Raw genomic sequence first — 16,112 nt, 5'->3', positions numbered from 1 at the left:
TTTAATGAAATGGAGTAAGAGATCTATGCATGCAACAACTATTCAACAAGCAATACAACAATTAAAAGAGTCTATTTTCGTGCGTGTTCGTCATAGAGCCTTACTGCAATATATAGAGGCCCCAAGCATCGATGAAAATCAGCTATTTTTCTTGCTTTTACCATTTTTAAACGGAGAATCATGGCATGAAGGCATACAGGAAGGTGCAACAACTGTAGGTATCATTCAAGCCTCTCTGTTTGAGCATGATAAAATTAAAGAAAAAGAAGCAACTTCCAAGGAGCAGCAATTAACGGTATTATCGGGCGATTATTACAGCGGACGCTATTATGAAATACTAGCTCGCACAGGAAATATCGTGCTCATTCAAAAGTTAGCACAAGGAATTGTTGAGCGCTGTGAGCAGGAAATTGCTGCATATGAGCATACATATCGAACAATGGAGCAATGGGTTGAGAATTTATGCGTGATTGAAACGGCGATTATACGCAAATTTTATGAAGCGCATTGCTTTGACAAATACAGCGCAACAATGATGCATATTTTAACGATTCAACGCTTGCAAAATGAGCTGGATGCATGCTCTCAGCATGTGTCAACAGCGGTAGGACGAGCGATGGAAAAATGCTTTGGAGCAGACGAACTAAAGCATTTATTGGCAGAGGCAATTGAAGCACAACGTAAAACATTAATAGCAGAGCTTGCTACGCTACAATTATCGGATGAATTACAGCAATTCATTTGGCGTATTGTAAAAGTTGAAACGAGATAGGAAGGTTTTGAAAAAATGACAAAATCGAAAGAGGAACGTGTACACGAAGTTTTTGAAAGCATTTCTGATGGCTATGATAAAATGAACTCTGTTATTAGCTTTCAAATGCATAGAAGCTGGCGCAAGGACACAATGAGACGAATGAACGTCAAGCCCGGTGCAAAATGCTTAGACGTTTGTTGTGGGACAGCGGATTGGACGATTGCTTTGGCAGAGGCTGTTGGAGAAAATGGCATCGTCAAAGGCTTAGATTTTAGCGAAAATATGCTAAAAGTTGGTGCTGAAAAGGTTAAGCGATATCCACAAATAGAGCTACTACAAGGCAATGCGATGGAGCTACCATTTGAAGATAATACATTCGATTACGTAACAATTGGCTTTGGACTGCGCAATGTACCTGACTATATGCAAGTGTTGCGAGAAATGAATCGCGTTTTAAAGCCTGGCGGTATGGCGGTTTGCTTAGAAACCTCACAGCCTGAAATTCCAGGTTATCGTCAACTTTTCCGTTTCTATTTCAAATACATTATGCCAATGTTCGGCAAGCTATTTGCAAAAAGCTATAAAGAGTATTCATGGCTACAGGAATCCGCAAATGACTTTCCTGGAATGAGGCAGCTTGCATTCATGTTCAGAAGCGCGGGATTTGATCGCATTGAGTACAAAGGCTATAGCGGTGGCGCAGCGGCGATGCATAAAGGCTTGAAAAAAGAAATTTAGTGGGAGAAGGTTTGTTCAAGTGGAAAAGATGAAGTTAAAATTACTCTATGCTGATTTGAAGTCGGATATAGAAATCATCGAAACAGAATTAGAAAAAGCGTTGAACTCGTCTTCTCACTTGTTAAACGAGGCTTCACTACATTTGCTGCAGGCGGGAGGGAAACGCATCCGTCCAGTATTTGTATTGCTTAGCGCAAAATTTGGCGATTATCAAATTGAGCGGATGAAGCATATCGCTGTACCATTGGAGTTAATTCATATGGCCTCACTTGTTCATGATGATGTCATCGATGATTCAAATATGAGAAGAGGTAGACATACTGTGAAGGCGCAGTGGAACAATCGTGTGGCGATGTTTACTGGCGATTTTATTTTTGCCCGTGCGCTAGAGTATGTAACGGTAATTGACAATCCACGTGCACATCAAATATTGGCACGCACAATGGTAGAAATTTGTAATGGTGAAATTATTCAAATCGAAGACAAATTCCGCATGGATCAACATATAAAAGATTATTTTAAACGCATTAAACGAAAAACAGCGCTATTAATTGAATCGAGCTGTGAGCTTGGCGCTGTCGTTGGTGGTGTTGACGAGCAAAATATTCGTCGTTTAAAACGCTATGGCTATTTTGTTGGCATGAGCTTCCAAATTATTGATGACATTTTGGATTTTACTGCAACAGATAAAGAGCTTGGTAAGCCTGCTGGCAGTGATTTATTGCAAGGGAATATAACGCTACCGATGCTATTGCTAAAAGATGATCGAGCTATGCAGCCATATCTTGATAAAGTTATTGCAGGCACACTAACTGAGGAAGAGCGTCTGAAAATGCTACAGTATGTTCGTCGCTCAACTGCCATCAAAGAAGCAACAGCCATTAGCGATAAATATTTACAAAAGGCATTGAAGGAAGTAGAGGCATTGCCGAACCATCCGATGAAAAAGAAGCTGCGTGATGTAGCCTTATTTATTGGTAAGCGTAAATTCTAGAAATAGTTGCGTTTACAAGCTGATTTTGGTACTATTTTTACGGTAGGTGCAAACCTGTTTTACTCAAATTTAAGGAGTGTTTTATTAATGGCAATCGAAAAAACTTTTTTAATGGTTAAACCTGATGGCGTTGAACGTCAAGTAATCGGCGATATTATGGACCGCTTTGAGCGTCGCGGCTTTGAATTAAAAGGCGCTAAATTAATGAACGTATCTCGTGAGTTAGCTGAAAAGCATTACGCAGAGCACGCAGAGCGCCCATTCTTTGGCGAATTAGTTGACTTCATCACTTCTGGTCCAGTATTCGCAATGGTATGGGAAGGCGAGTCTGTAATTTCTTTAGCTCGTATTATGATTGGTGCAACAAAACCATCTGAATCTCAACCAGGTACAATCCGTGGTGACTATGCAGTAACAGTATCACACAACGTAATCCACGGTTCAGACTCACTTGCTTCAGCAGAGCGCGAAATTGAGCTTTGGTTTGACGGTGAGTTAGTATAATCTAACCAAGCAACAGCTGGCATTAAAAGTAGGGGGATTTCCTCATGCTTTTGATGTCAGCTATTTTTTTCGATATATATTTGTTCATAATGTTTGCGCAAATCTAACAAATTTCTGTAAAAATGAAACGTTATTGCGAAAATAACGTATAATCAAATAAAGAGATTTTCTTAGGAATAGAATTGGGAAGAAGGAGAGGGCAACTATGTGGCTTGGAATTGTGATTATTGTTGGAATAGGAATATTAACAGATACATTTTTAAAAAATAAAAAAATGGATTTAAAAAGAATCGACAAGGAAATAGAGCTTGAAAAATTACGTCTTGAAACATTTGAAAGAGAAACGGAAAAATTAAAGCTAGAATTGCAGCAAGAAAAACAAGCGCTTTTAGAAATGCAATACGAAAAAAATAAGGAGGTATAAGTTTGGTTGAAGAAATGCGATTGCTCATTGGTTTTTTGGCTGTTGGGGGAGGTCTTGCAATTCCAATAACTGCTATTTTAACAGCACATAAACGAGCTGCCATGAAACTGCAAATTCAAATGATTGAAAAGGAAACAGAGCTCGAAAAATTAAAAATGGAAAGCTATGAGATTGAAACGCAAAAGCTTCGTTTAGAGCTACAGCAAGAAAAGCAAGTATTATTAGAAATGGAAAATAAGGAAAGGTAAGTGAATGCTTTATGATAGCGATTATTATTACATTAGGAACGATGGGGTTACTAACGTCAATCCCATTAGCTGCTATTCTTACAGCGCATAAGCGTTCTTCGATGAAACTACAAATTAAAATGATGGAAACAGAAGCGGAGCTTGAAAAACTGAAAGTGGAAAGCTATGCAATCGAAACGGAAAAGCTCCGTTTAGAATTGGCACAGGAAAAGCAAGCTTTACTTGAAATGGAACAAAATCATCGCCTTTCACAGCATAGTTCTAAATAGTTTTACAATTTCTATTTCAGTTGTATAAAAATTCAGCTATAATATAGTGCACAAAGGTTTTTGGAGGGCGATGCAGCGATGACGGATTATGAGCAATTTATAGATGGAGTGAAACGAAAGACAGGTATTGATTTAGCGCTTTATAAAGAAGCGCAAATGAAGCGTCGTCTCACATCTTTATATGAGAAAAAAGGGTATCGCAATTTTGTGGAATTTTTCCAAGCATTAGAAAAAGACCGCGATTTAATGAATGAGTTTTTGGATCGTATGACGATTAATGTTTCTGAATTTTACCGCAACGGGAAACGCTGGGAAGTATTGCAAAATAAAATTTTCCCAATGCTACTACAAACGAGCAAACGTCCAAAAGTATGGAGTGCTGCCTGTTCAACAGGTGAAGAACCTTATAGCTTAGCAATGGTATTATCACATCATATCCCATTATCACAAATTGGTATATTAGCGACAGACTTAGATGAAAATGTTATTCAAAAGGCGAAGCTAGGCTTATATCCAGAGCGCTCACTAGCAGAGGTACCCAAAGATGTACAAGCAAAATATTTTGAAAAAGAAGGTCAATTCTATAAAGTAAAAGATGAAATTAAGCGAACAGTCACATTTAAGAAGCATAATTTGCTGAAGGACAAGTACGATGCAAATTTTGATTTGATTGTTTGCCGCAATGTCATGATTTATTTCACTGAAGAAGCAAAAGATGAGATTTATATGAACTTTAGTAAAGCATTGCGTCCAGGTGGTATTTTATTTGTCGGCTCAACAGAGCAAATATTTAATCCAGCACGTTATGATTTTGAGGTTGAGGACACATTCTTTTATCGTAAAAAATAGCAATCAGGTGAAGGTACATATGGAGACTATAGCTTGATAATGTACTAGCGTAACCAATTAGAGTGAAAGACAACGCTTTTCGTGCATTAAGCGAAAAGCGTATTTTTGTATGATGATTCAGTAGAAAACGCCCACCACTATAGGTGATGCAATGAATGGTCAAAAAAGACATATTCGTGTCAAAAAAACATTCCGAATTTTCAATGAAAAGGCTTACTTCGGAAAACGACCTTTTTTTTTATGAAAAATATGTTATAGTGAAAAATACATATACTTTAGCGAGTTGAAGGGAGAAAGTGTGTTATGCGTTATTTAACAGCAGGAGAGTCACATGGACCACAATTAACAACAATTATTGAAGGGTTGCCATCATTGTTGCCATTGACAGCAGAGCAAATTAACCATGATTTAAAACGACGTCAAGGTGGGCATGGTCGCGGTCGTCGCATGCAAATTGAAACAGATACAGTAGAAATTGTTGCAGGTGTACGTCACGGTAAAACGCTTGGTTCACCAGTAGCATTAGTTGTAACAAATGATGATTGGAAGCATTGGACGAAAATTATGGGGGCAGAGCCATTAGCAGAAGATGTTGATCCAGATGAAATTAAGCGTCAAATTTCACGTCCACGTCCAGGACATGCTGATTTAGTTGGAGGTATGAAATATGGTCATCGCGACTTACGCAATGTTTTAGAGCGTTCAAGCGCACGTGAAACAACTGTACGTGTAGCAGCAGGCTCTGTGGCAAAAGCGCTATTAAAGGAATTAGGCATCTCCATTGTTGCCCATGTAACAGAAATTGCAGGTATTAAAGCAGATACTTCCTTACTTGAAGGCAAAACAGCTGATGAAATTCGCACAATCGTTGAAGCGGATGCTTGCTATTGTATAGACCCAGTAGCATCAGCAAAAATGGTGGAAATCATTGATGAGACAAAAAAAGCGGGTGATTCAATTGGCGGTGTTGTTGAAGTCATCGTTGAAGGCTTACCAGCAGGCATTGGCTCTTACGTGCATTATGACCGTAAGCTCGATGGGAAACTAGCTGCTGCAATGCTATCAATTAATGCCTTTAAAGGCGTAGAGTTCGGCATAGGCTTTGAAGCTGCTCGATTACCTGGCTCACAAGTGCATGATGAAATTTTATGGGATGAGGACAATGGTTATATGCGTGCAACAAACCGCTTAGGTGGCTTAGAGGGTGGTATGTCAACAGGAATGCCAATCGTAGTGCGCGGTGTGATGAAGCCAATTCCAACTTTATATAAACCGCTACAAAGTGTAGATATAGAAACGAAAGAGCCATTTAAAGCGAGCGTTGAGCGTTCGGATAGCTGTGCTGTACCAGCTGCTTCCATCGTAGCAGAGCACGTTATTGCTTGGGAAATAGCAAAGGTAATTGTAGAGCAATTCCATAGTGATCAGCTACCACAATTACAAGCACAGCTTGATGAAATGCGCCGTTATACAAAGGAGTTTTAAGATGAATATTTCTGTCAAAACAGCATCACATACGTATGAAGTCATGATTGGGCAAGGTATTTTAGCACAGGCCTTTACGAACTATGCGCCATTGTTCGAAAAAGCGGATCAAATTATTGTTTTAACGGATGAGCATGTTTGGCAGGCACAGGCAACATATTTTACAAATAGTAGCTTCTTTGCATTTAAAACGTTTATTATGCCAGCGGGTGAAAGCTGTAAAAGCTTTGAAAACTATGAGGCAGTACAAACATTTTTGCTTGAACAGCAATGTACAAGAAAATCGCTTATTATCGCATTTGGTGGCGGAGCTGTTGGCGATTTAGCAGGCTTTGTAGCCGCAACATATATGCGTGGTATTCCATTTATCCAAGTGCCAACAACGATATTAGCACATGATTCAGCTGTTGGTGGTAAAACAGCTATCAATCATAAACTAGGTAAAAATATGATTGGTTCATTTTACCAGCCGCAAGCAGTGCTCTATGATACAGTACTGCTTGCAAGCTTGCCGGAGCGTGAAGTGCTATCAGGAATGGCAGAAGTAGTGAAGCATGCGATGATTTCGGATGCGCAGTGGCTTGAGGAAATACTACAAGGAAATTTAGTTCATCTTCCTGAGCAATTGTTAGCACAGTATTTAGCTTTAGGTATACGTGTTAAAGCGAATATTGTAGAGCAGGATGAAACGGAGCAATCTGTTCGCAAATATTTAAACTTAGGTCACACATATGGTCATGCAATTGAAGCAGCAGCAGGCTATGGGCGATTAGCGCATGGCGAAGCGGTAATGATTGGCTTAGTTTATTCTTTATTGCTTAGTGAGCGCTATGGTCAAATAACGCGTGGATTTACGAAGCGCTTTTTCCATTTCGTTGTAGCAAATGGTTATCCATTCTCCGCCGTAAACGATTATTCATTTGATGAGTTAACAACATATTTAGTAAAAGATAAAAAGGCCGAATATGGCGAGCTACAATTTGTTTTATTAAAAGCAATTGGTGAGCCATTCGTACAAAAAGTAGAGTTAGCTGTTTGCCAAGAGGTAGATGCAGAGTTGAGAAATTTAATAGCGGAGGTAGTCTCATGATTCGTGGAGTAAGAGGAGCAACAACAATTGCAGTAGATGAGCAGGAGCTTGTATGGGAAGCTACAGCACAGCTCGTACAGGAAATGGTAAAGGCTAACAATATTGAGATTGAGCATATTGCCTCTGTTACTGTATCAACAACACCAGATATAACGTCAGCTTTTCCAGCAAAAGCCGTACGTACATTAGAGGGTTGGCAATATGTGCCTATTATGTGTACACACGAAATGAATGTAGCGGGGGCATTACCGTTATGCATTCGTGTGCTCATGCTTGTGAATACAGATGTGAAGCAAGCCGATGTACAGCATATTTATTTGAATGATGCAGTGAGTTTACGTCCAGATTTAGTACGATAGAAAGGGGCACTATTAGGATGAAGTGGAAACAGCAAATTTATAGTATGAAGGCATACCAACCAGGTAAGCCAATAGATGAAGTGCAAAGAGAGTTTGGGTTAGAGGAAGTAGTGAAGCTAGCCTCCAATGAAAATCCATTTGGAAGCTCACCGAAAGTAGCAGAATTTTTGAAGGCAACAAATACAAACTATGCTATTTATCCAGACGGTTATGCGCAAAATTTGCGTACGGCTGTTGCAAAACATTTAGGCGTTGAGGAAACAGAACTAATTTTTGGTAATGGCTCAGATGATTTAATTGCCATTATTACACGTGCCTTATTATATCCAGGTGTGAATACAGTAATGGCAGACCCATCGTTCTCGCAATATTGGCATAATGCGGATATTGAAGGTGCTGAAGTGCGCAAAGTACCTACTGTAAATGGTCGCCACGATTTGCCTGCAATGCTTGCCCAAATTGATGAACAAACATCGGTTGTTTGGATTTGTAGCCCAAATAATCCAACAGGAACGCTTGTGACAGACGAGGAATTGCAGCAGTTTTTAGCACAAGTACCAGCACATGTGCTTGTTGTGCTAGATGAGGCATATATTGAATATATAACAGATCCAGCGCATAAAGATACTTTACCTTATTTCCGTCAATATGATAATGTCATTTTGCTGCGCACATTTTCAAAGGCTTATGGTTTGGCTGCATTCCGTGTTGGCTATGGTATTGCGCAGGCGGATATTATTGCAAAGCTAGATGCAGTGCGTGGACCGTTTAATAATACTGTGCTCAGCCAAGAGGTAGCAGCAATCGCTTTACAAGATCAAGCATTCATTGAACAATGTCGAGTGGCAAATGAAAAAGGCAAGGCACAATATGTAGCGTTTTGCGAGCGCCATAATTTAAATTATTACCCAACACAAACGAACTTTATTTTATTTGAGGTGAAGGTCGATAGTAACGTTATATTCCAAGAAATGATGAAGCGAGGCTTTATTATTCGTAGTGGGGCAGCGCTTGGCGCACCAGGCTATATTCGTGTAACAATTGGCACGGAGGAGCAAAACGCCAAATTTTTAGCATTGCTTGAGGAAGTTTTACAAGAGCAAGGTGTATTAGTGTGACAAAAAATGTATTAGTGATTGGACTTGGGTTGATTGGTGGCTCTGTAGCATTAGCGCTGCAAAAAGCGCCGCAAGTAAAAGTCATTGGCTATGATGCCTTTATTCAAACACGCGCAATGGCAAAAACACTGCAAGTTGTTCATGAGGTCGTGGATCATCCAGAAGCTGCAGCAGAAAAGGCTGATTTCATTATTTTTGGCACACCAGTCAACGCAACACTTGACTGGATGGACAAGATGCAAGCATGGGCGCTGAAAAAAGACGTTATTGTGACAGATACGGGTAGTACGAAAAGCATGATTATGGCAAAAGCTGAAGAGCTACGAGCAAAGGGCATTACATTTATCGGTGGACATCCGATGGCAGGCTCGCATAAAAGTGGTATTACAGCAGCAAAGCCACATTTATTTGAAAATGCGTATTATATGCTCACACCACATGCTGAAGAGCTAGAGGTGAATATTGAAAAGCTTGAAGCTTTATTAAAATATACACACGGCAAATTAACGCGAGTAGATGCGCAGGAGCATGATCATATGACAGCTGTTGTCAGCCATTTTCCGCATATTGTTGCAGCTTCACTTGTACATCAGCTTTATCAGGAAAATGCGCAGTTTCCAATGACAAGCTCTATTGCGGCGGGAGGTTTCCGTGATATTACCCGCATTGCTTCAAGCAATCCGTTGCTATGGCGTGATATTACTGTGCAAAATCGCGAGGAGCTAATTGGACAGCTTGAGCAATGGTTAAAGGAAATGGATGCGGTGAAAAGCTTGTTGCAAGATGGAGATATTTCTTTAATTGAGCAATATTTTGCAATGGCGAAGGAAGTGCGTGATGAGCTGCCAATTTCAGCAGGTGCCTTTTACACATCCTTTGACTTATATGTTGATGTGCCAGACTATCCAGGGGTTATTTCTGAAATCACTGGCTATTTAGCAGAGGACAATATTAGCATTACAAATATTCGTATCGTTGAGGCACGTGAAGATTTATTCGGTATTTTAGTGATTAGCTTTCAAAATGCTGAAGACCGTGAGCGTGCAGTAAAATGCATTGCCCGCAAGGCAAGCTTTGAAACGTATATTTCATAAGCAAAAAGTGCATATTGCACTTTTTGCCTTTTTCAAATAAATGAATTAAATGAAAAATAAAGGAGTGCTTTATATGGAGGCAACAAAATTACATTATAAAAAGCCAAGCCTACAAGGAACAATTACTGTACCGGGCGATAAGTCGGTATCACATCGCTCTGTGATGTTTGGAGCAATTGCAGAGGGAACGACAACGGTTGAAGGCTTTTTATTAGGAGAAGATTGCTTAAGCACGATTGATTGCTTCCGTAAGCTTGGTGTACAAATCGATGTAGATGGCACAAATGTAACGATTACAAGCAATGGCATCGATGCATGGCAGGAGCCAACAGAAGTGTTGTACACAGGCAATTCAGGTACAACAACTCGTCTGATGCTTGGTTTATTAGCAGGGACAAAGCTACATACAGTGATGACAGGCGATGCTTCTATTGCCAAGCGTCCGATGCGCCGTGTGGCAGATCCGTTGCGCTTAATGGGTGCACATATTACAGGGCGTGAAAATGGACAATACACACCAGTTGCTATTCAAGGCAAGGAGCTAACAGCTATTGATTACACGATGCCTGTTGCAAGTGCCCAAGTAAAATCTGCTATCTTATTAGCTGGCTTGCGTGCACAAGGCACAACAGTTGTACGAGAAAGTGAGGTTTCTCGCGACCATACAGAGCGCATGCTGCGTCAATTTGGTGCACAAGTCGATGTAGAGGATGGCGTTGTATCATTTGCTGGTGGACAAAAGCTGACAGCAACACATGTCAAAGTGCCTGGCGATATTTCCTCAGCAGCCTTTTTCCTTGTAGCAGGAGCTATTACAAAAGATAGCCATATTGTGCTGAAAAACGTTGGCATTAACCCAACACGTGATGGCATTATTAGCGTTTTAGCAGAAATGGGTGCAAATATGACGCTCAAGGTAGAGGATGAATTAGCAGCAGAGCCAACTGCAGAAGTAACGATTCAAAGTTCTGAGCTAAAAGGAATCACAATTGAAGGTGCACTTATTCCGCGTTTAATTGACGAAATTCCCATTATAGCTTTGCTTGCAACACAGGCCCAAGGAACAACAGTCATTAAAAATGCCGAGGAGCTAAAAGTAAAAGAAACAGATCGCATTACAGCGGTTGTAACAGAGTTGAAAAAGCTTGGTGCAAATATTGAGGCAACGGATGATGGCATGATTATTCACGGGCCAACAGTGCTACATGGTGCGGCTTTACAATCCTATGGTGACCATCGCATCGGCATGATGGCAGCTATTGCTGCACTGATTACAGAAGGTGAAGTAGTGCTAGATGATGCTGAGTGTATTGCGGTCTCCTATCCAACGTTTTTTGAGCATGTAGAAACATTAAGCCAAAAATAAACGAAGCAGCTGTCTGGAAAGTAGGCGAACATACTACTTTTCAGGCAGCTGTTGCTGTTTTGTTGTTATTTCTTGAAAGTTTTTTAGAAACCACAAGGAATGGGAATGCTATAGGAAAGGGTTTTGAAAGCTTGCTGCATTTCTTTCTTTATCGTAAGCATTTTTTCTTGTTAGATAGCTAGTTGTCATGTAGCATAGGGAATGACTTAAGAAAGAAAAGGTGAAATATTGTGGCAAATATCAATCAATTACAACAAGCAATGCAGGATGGAGATTTGCAAAAAATAGACCAGCTGTTGGAGAAGTTTTTAATGAATGCAGAGCCGAATGCACAATATGAAATAGCGGAGTCGTTTATGCATTATGGCTATTTACAGCAGGCTAACAGAACGTTAGAGCATTTGCAGTTCCTATTTCCGGAAGAAGCGCAGCTCATCATCGATCGAGCAAATGTGATGATGGAAATTGGTGAGGAGGATGAGGCATTAGAGCTACTTTTATCCGTTGATACAGAGTCGCCAGAATACCCGCAAGCATTGCTCGCATTAGCAGATTATTATCAAATGCAAGGCTTATTTGAAGTAGCAGAAAAGCGTATCAATGAGGCGGTAGAGCTTTTGCCGAATGAACCGTTATTGCAATTTGCCAAGGCAGAGCTTTTGTTTGAAACGGGACGCTTTACAGAGGCAGCGCGCATTTATGATGAATTATATACGCTCGATAAAAATTTTGCAGGTGTTTCATTAGCTGCGCGCTTAGCTGAAGTGTATCGTGCAGGGGCAGGCTATGAAAAAGCGCTTGACTATTATATGGAAGCGTTAGAGGATGAAGTGTCGCCAGATATGTTATTTGGTTCAGCATATGCAGCATTTCAAACCGAAAAATATGAGCTTGCCACAAAGCAGCTTGAAGATTTAAAAGAGCTGGATCCCGATTATTTTTCTGCCTATTTATTGCTCGCAGAAAGCTATGCGATGCTGGAAGATAATAAGCGCGCGTATCAAGCGATTCAGGAAGGGCTAGCACGCGACGAATATGACAAGGCGCTGTATTTATTTGCAGGAAAAATGGCGTTGAAAAATAACTTGCCAAATGAGGCAGTTGAACATTTGCAGCAAGCGGTTGCGCTGGACCCTGAGTATATGGAAGCAATTTTAGTGCTGATGTCGATTTACAGTAAAGAAGAACAGTATGAGGCAATTATTGAATTGTATGAGCAGCTGGAGAAGGAGCAATTTGATTGGACAGCTTTAGCGCCATTTGTTGCAGAAGCGTATAATCAGGATGAACAGTTCGAAAAAGCATACGTTATTTACAAGAAAGCATATAATGATTTTAAGGATGATGAAGTATTTTTAGAAGCGTATAGTTATTTTCTAATTGAAGATGGCAAACGTGATGAAGCGAAGGAAGTTGTGAAGAGGTTAATGACACTACAGCCGACAGAGCAACAATGGATTGATTTATACGAGAGCTTTGAGTAAAGGGGGCATTGTAGCATGGCATCATCCGTCCCAATTGCAGAGAAAAAGATATTTGTGCGATGGTTTTTGAAAAATTACCAATTGAAGCGTAGGGAATGTGTATGGATTTTAAATTACCTATTAAGCGATGAAAAGTTGCTAGAAAATGTATGCTTTGTAGAAGAAGCACATTACTGCCCGCGCGCAATTGTCATGTCCTCTGTTGAAAGTAATGGTGTACCATTTCGCTTTTATAAAGGCAATATTATGACGGCAGATGCGGAAAAGTCATTTCACGATTTAAGGTTAAACCCAGATGAAATGATGTATATTCAAATAAACTTTCCAAATATACCACCGAACCAAGTATATTTAGCGGTGTTGGAGGAAAACCCTTATATGCCGAAATATTTGCATATTAGCGAAAAAGATCGAATTTTAGCCGAGCAATTGTTAAAAGATAGCATGCGCGCCTTTCAAGAGGAGAAGCTTTTGAAGGAAATTGATGAGGCGTTAGATCAAGGCGATAAAACTCGCTTTTTTGAGCTATCGAGCTTATTACAGGCATTACAGCATGTGCAAAAATAGGAAACAGTACATGTTTCACTTGTAGGGCCTTAGCTGTCGGAAAAGAGATGACTTTTCCGACAGCTCTTTATCATGATTCAATTTAGGAGGAAGCATCATGTTTTTTAATGCAAAAGATGTAGAACAATTTCAAGCGCAGCAGCAATTTATTGATACAGCAGTTGTCCCATTATTAAATATAGGTTTAGAGCAGCCAAAAATAAGGCATAGTAGTTCACAAGTAGAGTTTTTAATGTCGTTAACTTCCTTTATTGAACAGCAATTTCGAGGCAGACTAATGCTCGTTCCGCCAATTGCCTATTTGGAGCAAACGCCACAGCAAGTTGACCTTGCTGCTTGGACAGAGGCGCTAACAAACGCAGGCTTCAAACATATTTTCTTTGTCACTTGCGATCATCAATGGACAAGCTTTGAGGCAGACTACAATATCATTTGGCTTCCAGCAATTCCATTAGAATCTATGGATGCAAGCATGAAGCAAAAAATTTTAGAAGACCAATTAAAGATGATTATTCCAAAGTTAACAGCGCAATGGGCAAAGTAGTCAAATAGCTTCATGAAATGTTCACAAAGTGTCGAAAACGACCGAATGTCGTATTGACCAACTTATTTTATTGATATATCATAGATATGTCCTAGTATTACTATTTGTAAAAGTATTGACCTTTTAGTTAGAGGGGGGAAAAGAGTGAGTAATAATCGAGTAACGCGACGTCAATTTTTAAACTACACTTTAACTGGTGTTGGTGGATTTATGGCGGCGGGAATGTTAATGCCAATGGTGCGTTTTGCTATTGATCCAGTATTACAAACAAAAGCAGAAGGCGACTTTATTTTAACAAGTCAAAAGGTTGCAGATATTACAGAAGAACCTATTAGCGTAAACTTTACATTCGAGCAGGTGGATGCTTGGTATAAATCGGATGTAACAGAAGCAGCATGGGTATATAAGAGCGGTGATCAAATTGTCGCACTTTCACCTGTATGTAAGCATTTAGGCTGTACTGTAAACTGGGCTGGAGATTCAGAGCATCCGGAGCAGTTCTTCTGTCCATGTCACCTTGGCCGTTATGAGAAGAACGGTCAAAACGTAGCAGGTACACCACCTCTTGGCCCATTAGACCAATATGAAGTGGCAGAAAAAGATGGTTTCTTAATGATCGGGAAAAAAGTCCCGAATACTTTTAGTTAATTTAGTTAGGGGGTACTAATCAAGTGCTAAATAAAATTTATGATTGGGTCGATGAGCGCTTAGATATTACACCTATTTGGCGTGATATTGCCGACCACGAAGTGCCAGAGCACGTAAACCCTGCCCATCACTTTTCAGCATTTGTTTACTGTTTCGGTGGATTAACTTTCTTCATTACAGTAATTCAAGTTTTATCTGGTATGTTCTTAACAATGTATTATGTACCGGACGTAGAAAATGCATGGAAATCAGTTTATTATTTACAAAACGAAGTAGCATTTGGTGAAATCGTTCGTGGTATGCACCACTGGGGAGCTTCATTAGTTATCGTAATGATGTTCTTACATACGCTTCGTGTATTCTTCACAGGCTCTTATAAAAAGCCTCGTGAACTAAACTGGATTGTTGGTGTAGGTATTTTTGGTGTAATGCTTGGGTTAGGTTTCACAGGTTATTTACTTCCTTGGGACATGAAAGCATTGTTTGCAACAAAAGTAGGTATTGAAATCGCAGCATCTGTACCATTTATTGGTGAAATGATTAAAGTTTTATTAGCAGGTGATGCTGAAATTCTAGGTGCAGCAACGTTAACACGTTTCTTCGCGATTCATGTATTCTTCTTACCAGCTGCATTATTTGCTTTACTTGCAGCACACTTTATCATGATTCGTCGTCAAGGTATTTCAGGACCACTTTGATTTAACAATGTTTGAATGATTTTTTAAGGAGGGGACACTATGCAACGCGGAAAAGGTATGAAGTTCGTAGGCGATTCGCGTATTAAAGCGACTAACCGTATGCCGAACAAGCCTAAAGATTATTCCGAGTATCCAGGAAAAACAGAAGCCTTTTGGCCTGATTTCTTATTAAAAGAATGGATGGTAGGTGCTTTATTCTTAATCGGGTACCTATTATTAACTGTCGCTCACCCTTCACCACTTGAAGGTCCGGCAGATCCAACAAATGCTTCTTATATTCCGTTACCGGACTGGTACTTCTTATTCATGTACCAATTATTAAAATATACTTTTGCTTCAGGTCCATATAATGTGATTGGAGCTATCGTTATTCCAGGTTTAGCGTTTGGTGCTTTAGCGCTTGTACCATTCTTAGATACAACGCCAGAGCGTCGTCCGATTAAACGTCCATTGCCAACAGCATTCATGTTATTAGCTATCGCTTCAATGATTTATTTAACTTGGGAATCTGTTGCAAATCATGACTGGGAAGCTGCTAAAGCTCAAGGTGTGATTACGGATAAAGATTTAGGATTACTACCTGATGTAGAGATTGATGAAAGCTCTCCAGGTTATGAAATTTTCCAATCGCAAGCATCTTGTATTGGTTGTCACGGTGGTGACTTAACTGGTGGAACAGGTGCACCTATGCTTTTAGGTAATGAATTAACAGCTGAGGAAGTAAAAGAGATCGTAATAAATGGTCGTGGCGGTATGCCAGGTGGCGCATTTGACGGTACAGAAGAAGAACTTGATCAGTTAGCAGAGTTTATTGCTAGCCTAAAAGAAGCGGAATAATTTTAAAAGAGAGTCAGTGTACTGACTCTCTTTTTTTCAATG

At 39.9% G+C, this 16,112-nt stretch carries 20 protein-coding genes; all 20 read left to right on the top strand.

Annotated elements, in window-relative coordinates:
- Nucleotides 1-25: 25 nt before the first annotated feature.
- The 20 genes from R6U77_RS17825 to R6U77_RS17730 all read left to right on the top strand — a co-directional run bounded on the left by R6U77_RS17825 (nt 26) and on the right by R6U77_RS17730 (nt 16,070).
- Entirely contained in the window at nt 26-772 is a 747-nt protein-coding gene (locus R6U77_RS17825; protein WP_319836664.1) for a heptaprenyl diphosphate synthase component 1, read from the top strand.
- 15 nt (nt 773-787) lie between these two features.
- Nucleotides 788-1,492 (top strand): demethylmenaquinone methyltransferase, encoded by a 705-nt coding sequence (locus tag R6U77_RS17820; protein WP_319836663.1) that lies wholly within the window; start codon nt 788-790, stop codon nt 1,490-1,492.
- Between the two features lie 19 nt (nt 1,493-1,511).
- Nucleotides 1,512-2,486: a heptaprenyl diphosphate synthase component II gene (hepT, locus tag R6U77_RS17815; RefSeq protein WP_319836662.1), complete on the top strand. Its 975-nt coding sequence runs from the start codon at nt 1,512-1,514 to the stop codon at nt 2,484-2,486.
- Between the two features lie 87 nt (nt 2,487-2,573).
- On the top strand, nt 2,574-2,990 hold the full coding sequence (gene ndk, locus R6U77_RS17810) for a nucleoside-diphosphate kinase (RefSeq protein ID WP_293921049.1): 417 nt from the start codon (nt 2,574-2,576) through the stop codon (nt 2,988-2,990).
- 205 nt (nt 2,991-3,195) lie between these two features.
- On the top strand, nt 3,196-3,414 hold the full coding sequence (locus tag R6U77_RS17805; RefSeq protein ID WP_293921047.1) for a hypothetical protein: 219 nt from the start codon (nt 3,196-3,198) through the stop codon (nt 3,412-3,414).
- A gap of 2 nt (nt 3,415-3,416) precedes the next feature.
- Nucleotides 3,417-3,662: a hypothetical protein gene (locus R6U77_RS17800; RefSeq protein WP_293921046.1), complete on the top strand. Its 246-nt coding sequence runs from the start codon at nt 3,417-3,419 to the stop codon at nt 3,660-3,662.
- Between the two features lie 11 nt (nt 3,663-3,673).
- Nucleotides 3,674-3,931: a hypothetical protein gene (locus R6U77_RS17795; RefSeq protein WP_293921045.1), complete on the top strand. Its 258-nt coding sequence runs from the start codon at nt 3,674-3,676 to the stop codon at nt 3,929-3,931.
- A gap of 78 nt (nt 3,932-4,009) precedes the next feature.
- On the top strand, nt 4,010-4,780 hold the full coding sequence (locus tag R6U77_RS17790; RefSeq protein WP_293921043.1) for a CheR family methyltransferase: 771 nt from the start codon (nt 4,010-4,012) through the stop codon (nt 4,778-4,780).
- Nucleotides 4,781-5,083: 303 nt separating this feature from the next.
- On the top strand, nt 5,084-6,265 hold the full coding sequence (gene aroC / locus R6U77_RS17785; RefSeq protein ID WP_319836661.1) for a chorismate synthase: 1,182 nt from the start codon (nt 5,084-5,086) through the stop codon (nt 6,263-6,265).
- Between the two features lies 1 nt (nt 6,266).
- Nucleotides 6,267-7,355: a 3-dehydroquinate synthase gene (gene aroB / locus R6U77_RS17780; RefSeq protein ID WP_319836660.1), complete on the top strand. Its 1,089-nt coding sequence runs from the start codon at nt 6,267-6,269 to the stop codon at nt 7,353-7,355.
- The gene (gene aroH, locus R6U77_RS17775; RefSeq protein WP_319836659.1) at nt 7,352-7,714 is read left to right on the top strand and encodes a chorismate mutase; all 363 of its coding nucleotides are present in this window, start codon (nt 7,352-7,354) and stop codon (nt 7,712-7,714) included. The genes aroB and aroH overlap by 4 nt, the downstream gene beginning before the upstream one ends.
- A 17-nt stretch (nt 7,715-7,731) precedes the next feature.
- Nucleotides 7,732-8,832 carry a histidinol-phosphate transaminase gene (hisC, locus tag R6U77_RS17770; RefSeq protein ID WP_293921038.1) on the top strand — a complete coding sequence of 367 codons (1,101 nt, stop codon included), beginning with the start codon at nt 7,732-7,734 and terminating at the stop codon, nt 8,830-8,832.
- Entirely contained in the window at nt 8,829-9,926 is a 1,098-nt protein-coding gene (locus R6U77_RS17765) for a prephenate dehydrogenase (protein ID WP_293921037.1), read from the top strand. The genes hisC and R6U77_RS17765 overlap by 4 nt, the downstream gene beginning before the upstream one ends.
- 73 nt (nt 9,927-9,999) lie before the next feature.
- A complete protein-coding gene (gene aroA / locus R6U77_RS17760) occupies nt 10,000-11,292 on the top strand; it encodes a 3-phosphoshikimate 1-carboxyvinyltransferase (RefSeq protein WP_319836658.1) in 1,293 nt (430 codons plus the stop codon).
- Nucleotides 11,293-11,531: 239 nt separating this feature from the next.
- On the top strand, nt 11,532-12,776 hold the full coding sequence (locus R6U77_RS17755; protein ID WP_456319668.1) for a tetratricopeptide repeat protein: 1,245 nt from the start codon (nt 11,532-11,534) through the stop codon (nt 12,774-12,776).
- A 15-nt stretch (nt 12,777-12,791) separates the two neighbouring features.
- Entirely contained in the window at nt 12,792-13,343 is a 552-nt protein-coding gene (locus R6U77_RS17750) for a ReoY family proteolytic degradation factor (RefSeq protein ID WP_293921034.1), read from the top strand.
- Between the two features lie 97 nt (nt 13,344-13,440).
- Complete coding sequence (locus R6U77_RS17745) at nt 13,441-13,887, top strand: DUF2487 family protein (protein ID WP_319836657.1); 447 nt, start codon at nt 13,441-13,443, stop codon at nt 13,885-13,887.
- 144 nt (nt 13,888-14,031) lie between these two features.
- The gene (locus R6U77_RS17740) at nt 14,032-14,535 is read left to right on the top strand and encodes a QcrA and Rieske domain-containing protein (protein ID WP_293921031.1); all 504 of its coding nucleotides are present in this window, start codon (nt 14,032-14,034) and stop codon (nt 14,533-14,535) included.
- 23 nt (nt 14,536-14,558) lie between these two features.
- Nucleotides 14,559-15,233 carry a menaquinol-cytochrome c reductase cytochrome b subunit gene (gene qcrB, locus R6U77_RS17735; protein WP_293921030.1) on the top strand — a complete coding sequence of 225 codons (675 nt, stop codon included), beginning with the start codon at nt 14,559-14,561 and terminating at the stop codon, nt 15,231-15,233.
- A 39-nt stretch (nt 15,234-15,272) separates the two neighbouring features.
- Complete coding sequence (locus R6U77_RS17730; protein WP_293921029.1) at nt 15,273-16,070, top strand: menaquinol-cytochrome c reductase cytochrome b/c subunit; 798 nt, start codon at nt 15,273-15,275, stop codon at nt 16,068-16,070.
- Nucleotides 16,071-16,112: the final 42 nt, after the last annotated feature.

It is taken from the genome of Lysinibacillus louembei (assembly GCF_033880585.1).
Taxonomy (GTDB): Bacteria; Bacillota; Bacilli; order Bacillales_A; family Planococcaceae; genus Metasolibacillus; species Metasolibacillus louembei.
This window is presented reverse-complemented; position numbering and strand designations above follow the sequence as displayed.

What these genes read in the sequence shown, in the direction of transcription:
- aroB (WP_319836660.1), top strand. Translation starts at nt 6,267, where the DNA reads ATGAATATTTCTGTCAAAACAGCATCACATACGTATGAAGTCATGATT.
- R6U77_RS17805 (WP_293921047.1), top strand. Translation starts at nt 3,196, where the DNA reads ATGTGGCTTGGAATTGTGATTATTGTTGGAATAGGAATATTAACAGAT.
- R6U77_RS17820 (WP_319836663.1), top strand. Translation starts at nt 788, where the DNA reads ATGACAAAATCGAAAGAGGAACGTGTACACGAAGTTTTTGAAAGCATT.
- R6U77_RS17750 (WP_293921034.1), top strand. Translation starts at nt 12,792, where the DNA reads ATGGCATCATCCGTCCCAATTGCAGAGAAAAAGATATTTGTGCGATGG.
- R6U77_RS17795 (WP_293921045.1), top strand. Translation starts at nt 3,674, where the DNA reads ATGATAGCGATTATTATTACATTAGGAACGATGGGGTTACTAACGTCA.
- aroH (WP_319836659.1), top strand. Translation starts at nt 7,352, where the DNA reads ATGATTCGTGGAGTAAGAGGAGCAACAACAATTGCAGTAGATGAGCAG.
- ndk (WP_293921049.1), top strand. Translation starts at nt 2,574, where the DNA reads ATGGCAATCGAAAAAACTTTTTTAATGGTTAAACCTGATGGCGTTGAA.
- R6U77_RS17825 (WP_319836664.1), top strand. Translation starts at nt 26, where the DNA reads ATGCATGCAACAACTATTCAACAAGCAATACAACAATTAAAAGAGTCT.
- aroC (WP_319836661.1), top strand. Translation starts at nt 5,084, where the DNA reads ATGCGTTATTTAACAGCAGGAGAGTCACATGGACCACAATTAACAACA.
- R6U77_RS17730 (WP_293921029.1), top strand. Translation starts at nt 15,273, where the DNA reads ATGCAACGCGGAAAAGGTATGAAGTTCGTAGGCGATTCGCGTATTAAA.
- R6U77_RS17790 (WP_293921043.1), top strand. Translation starts at nt 4,010, where the DNA reads ATGACGGATTATGAGCAATTTATAGATGGAGTGAAACGAAAGACAGGT.
- R6U77_RS17745 (WP_319836657.1), top strand. Translation starts at nt 13,441, where the DNA reads ATGTTTTTTAATGCAAAAGATGTAGAACAATTTCAAGCGCAGCAGCAA.
- aroA (WP_319836658.1), top strand. Translation starts at nt 10,000, where the DNA reads ATGGAGGCAACAAAATTACATTATAAAAAGCCAAGCCTACAAGGAACA.
- hisC (WP_293921038.1), top strand. Translation starts at nt 7,732, where the DNA reads ATGAAGTGGAAACAGCAAATTTATAGTATGAAGGCATACCAACCAGGT.